Annotated in this window: 7 protein-coding genes; all 7 read left to right on the forward strand. The window is 32.4% G+C overall.

Annotated features, from left to right (window positions below; all coding sequences use genetic code 11):
* Nucleotides 1-57: 57 nt before the first annotated feature.
* Nucleotides 58-1179 (forward strand): N-acetylmuramoyl-L-alanine amidase, encoded by a 1122-nt coding sequence (locus tag VGE71_RS21730; protein WP_331140195.1) that lies wholly within the window; start codon nucleotides 58-60, stop codon nucleotides 1177-1179.
* Nucleotides 1180-1229: 50 nt separating this feature from the next.
* Nucleotides 1230-2195: an MlaD family protein gene (locus VGE71_RS21735; RefSeq protein ID WP_331140196.1), complete on the forward strand. Its 966-nt coding sequence runs from the start codon at nucleotides 1230-1232 to the stop codon at nucleotides 2193-2195.
* A gap of 6 nt (nucleotides 2196-2201) precedes the next feature.
* Nucleotides 2202-3539 carry a (Fe-S)-binding protein gene (locus VGE71_RS21740; protein ID WP_331140197.1) on the forward strand — a complete coding sequence of 446 codons (1338 nt, stop codon included), beginning with the start codon at nucleotides 2202-2204 and terminating at the stop codon, nucleotides 3537-3539.
* A gap of 131 nt (nucleotides 3540-3670) precedes the next feature.
* Nucleotides 3671-4462 (forward strand): (Fe-S)-binding protein, encoded by a 792-nt coding sequence (locus tag VGE71_RS21745; protein ID WP_331140198.1) that lies wholly within the window; start codon nucleotides 3671-3673, stop codon nucleotides 4460-4462.
* Between the two features lie 107 nt (nucleotides 4463-4569).
* Complete coding sequence (locus VGE71_RS21750; RefSeq protein ID WP_331140199.1) at nucleotides 4570-5052, forward strand: ABC transporter ATPase; 483 nt, start codon at nucleotides 4570-4572, stop codon at nucleotides 5050-5052.
* A 126-nt stretch (nucleotides 5053-5178) separates the two neighbouring features.
* Nucleotides 5179-5826, forward strand: a complete 648-nt coding sequence (locus tag VGE71_RS21755) for a hypothetical protein (protein ID WP_331140200.1) — start codon at nucleotides 5179-5181, stop codon at nucleotides 5824-5826.
* A gap of 241 nt (nucleotides 5827-6067) precedes the next feature.
* The coding region (gene bshA, locus VGE71_RS21760; protein WP_331140201.1) for an N-acetyl-alpha-D-glucosaminyl L-malate synthase BshA at nucleotides 6068-7114 on the forward strand (1047 nt) is incomplete at its 3' end.

Consider the following 7114-nt stretch of genomic DNA (forward strand, 5'->3'; position numbering starts at 1 on the left):
ATAATCAATTCTGAAAATTATAACAGCTGCATTTTATTAAAATTAACTTTTAGATTTATGAATAGAATTAACAAATTTAAGGTAATATTTACTTTATTTCTAATATTCCTGTCTTTTTATGCTCAAAGTCAGTCGAATGTGTTCAAGGTAACTCTTGACGCCGGACATGGAGATCATGACTTTGGAGCAGTTTATAGCGGCAGGATTGAAAAAAATATTGCTTTAGCTATTGTTTTGAAAGTAGGGAAGATTTTAGAACTTAATCCAAATGTTAATGTAATTTATACTCGTAAAACAGATGTTTTTATAGATTTGGTCGAAAGAGCCAATATCGCAAATAGAGCAAATTCAAATATTTTTGTGTCTATTCACTGTAATGCCAATAAAAATACTGCAGCAGATGGAACCGAAACTTATGTAATGGGTTTGAGTAAAGTTGCATCTAACCTTGAAGCTGCGAAAAAAGAGAACTCGGTAATTACATTAGAGAAAGACTATAAACGTAAATACGAAGGTTACGATCCAAATTCTCCAGAATCAATGATAGGAATGACTTTAATGCAAGAAGAATATTTGGATAATAGTATAACACTTGCAACTAAAATCGAAGAAAACTTTGAGAAGCTAGGAAAGAAATTACGTCAAGGAGGTGTAAAACAAGCTCCGTTTATGGTTCTTCACAAAGCCTATATGCCAAGGGTTTTGGTTGAGACAGGTTTTGTTTCAAATCCTACGGAAGGAAATATTTTGAATTCGGAAGAAGGACAAGACGATATTGCAAAAGCAATTGCAGAAGCGATCTTAAGTTATAAAAGAGAATATTTTGGGACAGGAGCGGAAGCTACTGAGAGTCGGCCCGTAAGAGATACTACGCCAGCAAAACCAAAAACGACTACTCCAGTCGCAGTAGCAAAAAGTGCACCTAAAGGAACATTTTTTAAAGTACAGCTTATCGCAAGTATTAAGAAAACGCCTTTGGAACCTAAAAACTTTAAAGGTTTGAAAAATGTGAGTATGTTATTTGAAAACAATATATATAAGTATTTCTACGAAGAAACTTCAAGTTACGAAACAGCGCAAAAATACTTGCAAGAAGCTAAAAGTAAAGGGTATGGCGCAGCATTTTTGGTAGCAACTAGAGATGGAGAAAAAATCAGTATTCAGGACGCGATTAAATAATAAGCCTAAGTTCGAATATTTATATTAATTTTGTACAAACACTTAGAATTTTGAAACTAACAAGAGAAATTAAAACGGCTATATTAGTCATCGTATCGATTTTATTATTTATTTGGGGTTATAGTTTTTTAAAAGGTCGTGATCTTTTTACAAATTATAAAACTTTATATGTTCAGTATGATAATGTTGAAGATTTATCAGCGTCAGCGCCTGTTACACTTAACGGGCTTGCAATTGGTAAAGTAAGTAAAATCACTATAGACGAAGTAACTGGTAAATTACTAGTTGAACTTCAATTAAAAACAGATTTTCCAATTTCTAAAACAAGTACAGCATCTTTGTATTCTCCAAGTTTAATTGGTGGAAAACAAATTAAGATTGTGCCAAATATGGCAGATAAAGATTTGGCTGAAGACGGTCAGACTTTAGTATCTTCTGTTGAACTTGGATTGACAGAATCTTTAGGAGGTAAAATTGAGCCAATTCAGCAGAAATTGGACAAAATGCTTTTAAATATTGATGTTCTGGTGACAGGATTAAACAATACGTTAGACAAGCCAACTCAGGAAAATTTAAAGAAAACAATTGCAGAATTGAGTCAGACAATGGCACAGTTTCACAAAGCTTCGGGTAGTTTAAATTCTATTTTAGATACTAATAAAGGTCAGATTAATGGTGTTGTGACGAACTTTAGTAAAATGTCAAGTAACTTCAATAAAATTTCTGATTCTTTAAACAAAGCTGATTTAGGAAAAACAGTTCGTAATTTAAACCAAGCATTAGCTAAAGTTGATGGTTTAATGGCTAACTTAAATTCTGGAAAAGGTACTGCAGGTAAATTATTAAACGACGATGCGCTTTATAATAATTTAGCAAAAACTTCAAAAGAATTAGAATTGTTGTTACAAGATGTGCGTCTTTATCCAACCCGTTACGTAAACGTTTCTCTTTTCGGAAAGAAAAACAAACCTTACGTGGCACCAACAGAAGAAACAAACTCAACAGATAAAAAATAATTATAAATGAGTTATTTAGATAATATTTTATTCGCCATACTTCTCATAGTAGGTTTCGGTTTTTTTGCAGCGAGCGTAAAAAAAATCATCCGAAATATCAATTTAGGAGTTGATGTTGATCGAAAAGATAATCCTAAAGCTCGTTGGAAAAACATGGCCTTGATTGCTCTTGGGCAATCAAAAATGGTGAGACGCCCTGTTGCTGGAATTCTGCATATTTTTGTGTATGTAGGTTTTATAATTATTAATATTGAATTATTAGAAATCATTATTGATGGACTTTTTGGAACACATCGAATTTTTGCTCCTTATTTGGGCGTTGTGTATGATGTTCTAATTGCTTCATTCGAAATATTAGCGATACTTGTAATTATTGCTGTAGTTACTTTTTGGATTAGAAGAAATGTAATTCGTTTGAAACGTTTTATCAATTCTGATTTAAATGGTTTCCCGAAAAGTGATGCCAATTACATTTTGTATTTTGAAACCGTTTTAATGATTCTGTTTTTATTAATGAATGCATCTGATTTGCATTTACAGAATGTTCCAGGAGGATATTCTCATTTTCATAAAGCGGGAAGTTATCCGATAAGCCAATTTATTGCGCCAATTTTTAATGGTACTTCGAATGAGCTAGTTGCCTTGTTATTTGAAGTTTTTTGGTGGTTGCATATTGCTGGTATTTTAGTTTTTATGAACTATTTATACTTCTCAAAACACTTACATATTCTTTTGGCTTTTCCGAATACTTATTTTGCGAATTTAAAACCAGAAGGACAGTTTGATAATTTAGCTTCTGTTACAAAAGAAGTAAAATTAATGATGGATCCAAATGCAGATCCTTTTGCAGCGGCTCCTGTAGATGAAAATGCTGCTCCAGCTAAATTTGGAGCGAGTGATGTTCAGGATTTAAACTGGGTTCAGTTATTAAATGCTTATACCTGTACAGAGTGTGGTCGTTGTACTTCTTCGTGTCCAGCTAATCAAACAGGGAAAAAATTGTCTCCTCGTAAAATTATGATGGATACCAGAGATCGTTTGACTGAAGTTGGAAAGAATATTGATGCTAATAAAGGTGTTTTTGTTCCAGATAATAAATCACTTTTAAACGATTATATTACTCCAGAAGAATTATGGGCTTGTACGTCATGTAATGCTTGTGTAGAAGAATGTCCTGTAAATATTAGTCCTTTGTCTATTATTATGGATATGCGTCGTTATTTGGTGATGGAACAAAGTGCTGCTCCAATGTCATTAAATGCGATGATGACCAATATTGAGAATAACGGTGCGCCTTGGCAGTACAGTCAACAAGACCGTTTAAATTGGAAAAACGAGAATTAAGATTTATTGTTTAATCGGTTAGTTGTTTAACCGTTTAATCGATTTGAGTAATATTTCGGTTTTTTGGAATTGCCAATTAGTTTTTAACGATTAAACAATTCGACGATTAACCGATTAAACAAGTGAGAGAAATGTCAGAAAGTTTAGTAGTGCCAACAATGGCAGAAATGCTTGCCGAAGGAAAACAACCAGAAGTTTTGTTTTGGGTAGGTTGCGCAGGAAGTTTTGATGATAGAGCAAAAAAAATTACTAAAGCATTTGTGCGAATCTTAAATCGTACGAATGTTTCTTTTGCAGTTTTAGGTACAGAAGAAAGTTGTACCGGAGATCCAGCAAAAAGAGCTGGAAATGAATTTTTGTTTCAAATGCAAGCCATGATGAATATTGAAGTTCTGAATGCTTATGAAGCAAAAAAAATTGTTACAGCTTGTCCACATTGTTTTAATACACTAAAAAATGAATATCCGGAATTAGGAGGTAATTACGAGGTAATTCATCATACAGAATTCTTGAAATCATTAATAGATGATGGAAGATTGACTGTTGAAGGTGGACAATTTAAAGGAAAAAAAATCACTTTTCACGATCCTTGTTATTTAGGAAGAGCCAATAAAGCTTACGAGGCACCAAGAGATTTAATTCAGAAATTAGATGTTGAATTAGTAGAAATGAAACGTTCTAAAGCAAATGGATTATGCTGTGGAGCTGGTGGAGCGCAAATGTTTAAGGATGCTGAGCCTGGTAATAAGGAAGTAAACGTACTTCGAACAGAAGATGCACTTGAAGTAAAACCAGATATTATTGCTGCGGGTTGCCCATTCTGTAATACGATGTTAACAGATGGAATTAAACATGCACATAAAGAAGGAGACGTAAAAGTAATGGATGTTGCGGAGTTAATCGCGAATGCACAAGATTTATAAGTAAAGGTTCTAAGTTTCTAAGGTGCTGAGTTTTTACTTGAAAGCTGAACTTTTGGAAATTTAAAATCTAAAATCTAAAATCAACAATCTAAAATCTAAAATTAAAAATGTATATACCTTTTGAAGATTTACCAGGCGAATCCAGAGTTTGGATTTACCAATCTAACAGAAAGTTTTCTGAGGAAGAGTTTTCTGAAATTGAAACAGACTTGAAAGCTTTTGTTGAACAATGGGCTGCACACGGAACAAGTCTTGAAGCTTCTTATTTATTAAAATACAATCGATTTATAATATTAGCTGTAAATCAAGATGTGCAGGCAGCGACAGGATGTTCAATTGATAGTTCAGTTGAATTTATCCAAAGTTTAGAAAAAAAATATGACGTTGATTTGTTGGATAAAATGAATGTCACTTTTAAACTTGGAGAACATATTGCACACAAACCATTGATTGATTTCAAGAAAATGGTAAAAGATAAAGCAGTAACTGGAAATACCATTGTGTTTAATAATCTGGTTACTAATATTGAAGAATTTAATGATGCTTGGGAAGTTCCTGCTGCGGATAGTTGGCATAGCAGATTTTTCTAAGATTTTTCTAAAATTATAAGCAAAGGCATGAAATTTATATTTCATGCCTTTTTTTGTTTTTGGTAGGATTTACAATGTTAAATCCGTATCATTGTTTTGGAATTATAATAGTTTAACTTAAAATTTATGAAAGAAGAAATTAAGAGTGTTGCAAGTATTTCGGCAAAATCAAGTTTAAAATGGCTTGTTGTGATGATAAGTGGAAACTTATTTACTATGATCATTTTTTTAATTATTCTTTTTCAAAATGGAAGTCTTGCAGGTGGAGGGCACGGTAATGCTTATGCTTTTATTATGGGCTTACTTTTGAATAATCTCTGCGGATTTATTTTGTTTGTTGGAGCTCCAATTTTTGCCTTTTTATATTTTTTAATTGCTAACAAAGCGGCTATTCAACAAATGATTTATTTGACTTGGAAGAATAAAACTTTTGCTGGTTATGTCAATTCTTATGTTGTGCTTTTAGTAGATAAAATTACGGCTTCAAATAATATGACAAGTAAAATTTCTAATGGAGCTATGCTTAGATTACAGCTTTTAGAAGCCAATAAGAATGATAAAGAAAGTTCTAAAATTAAGAAGAAGGTTATTAATTACATATTTAAAAAGGTAAGACTTGATGATGTAGATTTTTCTAATAAAGATTTAAAGTTGTCTGAAGTTGTTTCGATGAAAATCAATCAGTTTATTTCTGAGGCTGTAGAACCTTCTTTATTGTTTTTCTGGTTGTTGTTATTACTACAAATTGTATTGTTTATAGGCGCTCAGTTTTAAAACGTGATCTGAAAAACAAAAGATCTTTTTTAGCCCCGATGGGAGCGGTATCCTTTTTCTGGCTTCTTTAGACGGAAAAAGATATAGCAGACAGCGGGACTGGTCGTTCTTTTTATTCGAAATTGTACTGCTTCTAAAATATTTATTAACTAGAATTAATCTAATTTTGTCAAAAATCTAACAATTTAAAAGCTTATTTAAATGTGATTTTTGAGTATTTTCGTAGAATTAAATTTAATCCATGAGAATAGCAATTGTTTGTTATCCTACTTTTGGAGGTAGTGGTGTAGTAGCCACCGAGTTAGGTCTCGAACTAGCCAGAAGAGGACACGAAATACATTTTATTACATACAGTCAGCCGGTTAGACTGGCTCTTTTAAATCCGAATGTTCATTATCACGAAGTTAATGTTCCGGAATATCCATTGTTTCACTATCAGCCTTACGAGTTAGCTTTGTCGAGTAAATTAGTCGATATGGTTAAATTGTATAAAATTGAGCTTTTACACGTGCATTATGCTATACCACATGCTTATGCAGGATATATGGCAAAACAAATGCTGAAAAACGAAGGTATTAATCTACCAATGATTACAACACTTCACGGTACGGATATTACTTTAGTAGGGAATCATCCTTTTTATAAACCCGCTGTGACTTTTAGTATCAATAAATCTGATTACGTTACTTCGGTTTCGCAAAGTTTGAAAGATGATACTTTGAAATTGTTTAAAATCAAGAATAAAATTAAGGTGATTCCTAATTTTATTGAACTTGATAAAGTGAAAAAAGATCCTTCGGCGCCTTGTCACAGATATGTAATGGCAAATGAAAATGAGCGCATCATTACACATATCAGTAACTTTAGAAAAGTAAAACGTATTCCGGATATTATTAAGATTTTCTATAATGTTCAGAAAGAAATTCCAGCCAAATTAATGATGGTTGGAGATGGCCCTGAAAAAGAGAAAGCAGAAATTTTATGCCAAGAATTAGGAATTTTAGATAAAGTAATTTTCTTTGGAAACAGCCACGAAATAGATAAAATCTTATGTATGACCGATTTGTTTTTACTTCCATCTGAAACAGAAAGTTTTGGTTTAGCGGCTTTAGAAGCAATGGCTCTTGGTGTTCCTGTAATTTCTAGTAACTCTGGTGGTCTTCCTGAAGTGAATTTTGATGGTTTTTCTGGGTATTTAAGCGATGTTGGAAATGTTGAAGAAATGGCTCAAAATGCTTTGAAAATATTAAAAGATGATACGATATTAAATCAGTTTAAGGCGAATGCT

The sequence above is a fragment of the Flavobacterium sp. genome (assembly GCF_036405015.1).
Taxonomy (GTDB): Bacteria; Bacteroidota; Bacteroidia; order Flavobacteriales; family Flavobacteriaceae; genus Flavobacterium.

Excerpts from the sequence above, each read along its gene's own strand:
- VGE71_RS21750 (WP_331140199.1), top strand. The coding sequence starts at position 4,570 with ATGTATATACCTTTTGAAGATTTACCAGGCGAATCCAGAGTTTGGATT.
- VGE71_RS21740 (WP_331140197.1), top strand. The coding sequence starts at position 2,202 with ATGAGTTATTTAGATAATATTTTATTCGCCATACTTCTCATAGTAGGT.
- VGE71_RS21730 (WP_331140195.1), top strand. The coding sequence starts at position 58 with ATGAATAGAATTAACAAATTTAAGGTAATATTTACTTTATTTCTAATA.
- VGE71_RS21755 (WP_331140200.1), top strand. The coding sequence starts at position 5,179 with ATGAAAGAAGAAATTAAGAGTGTTGCAAGTATTTCGGCAAAATCAAGT.
- VGE71_RS21745 (WP_331140198.1), top strand. The coding sequence starts at position 3,671 with ATGTCAGAAAGTTTAGTAGTGCCAACAATGGCAGAAATGCTTGCCGAA.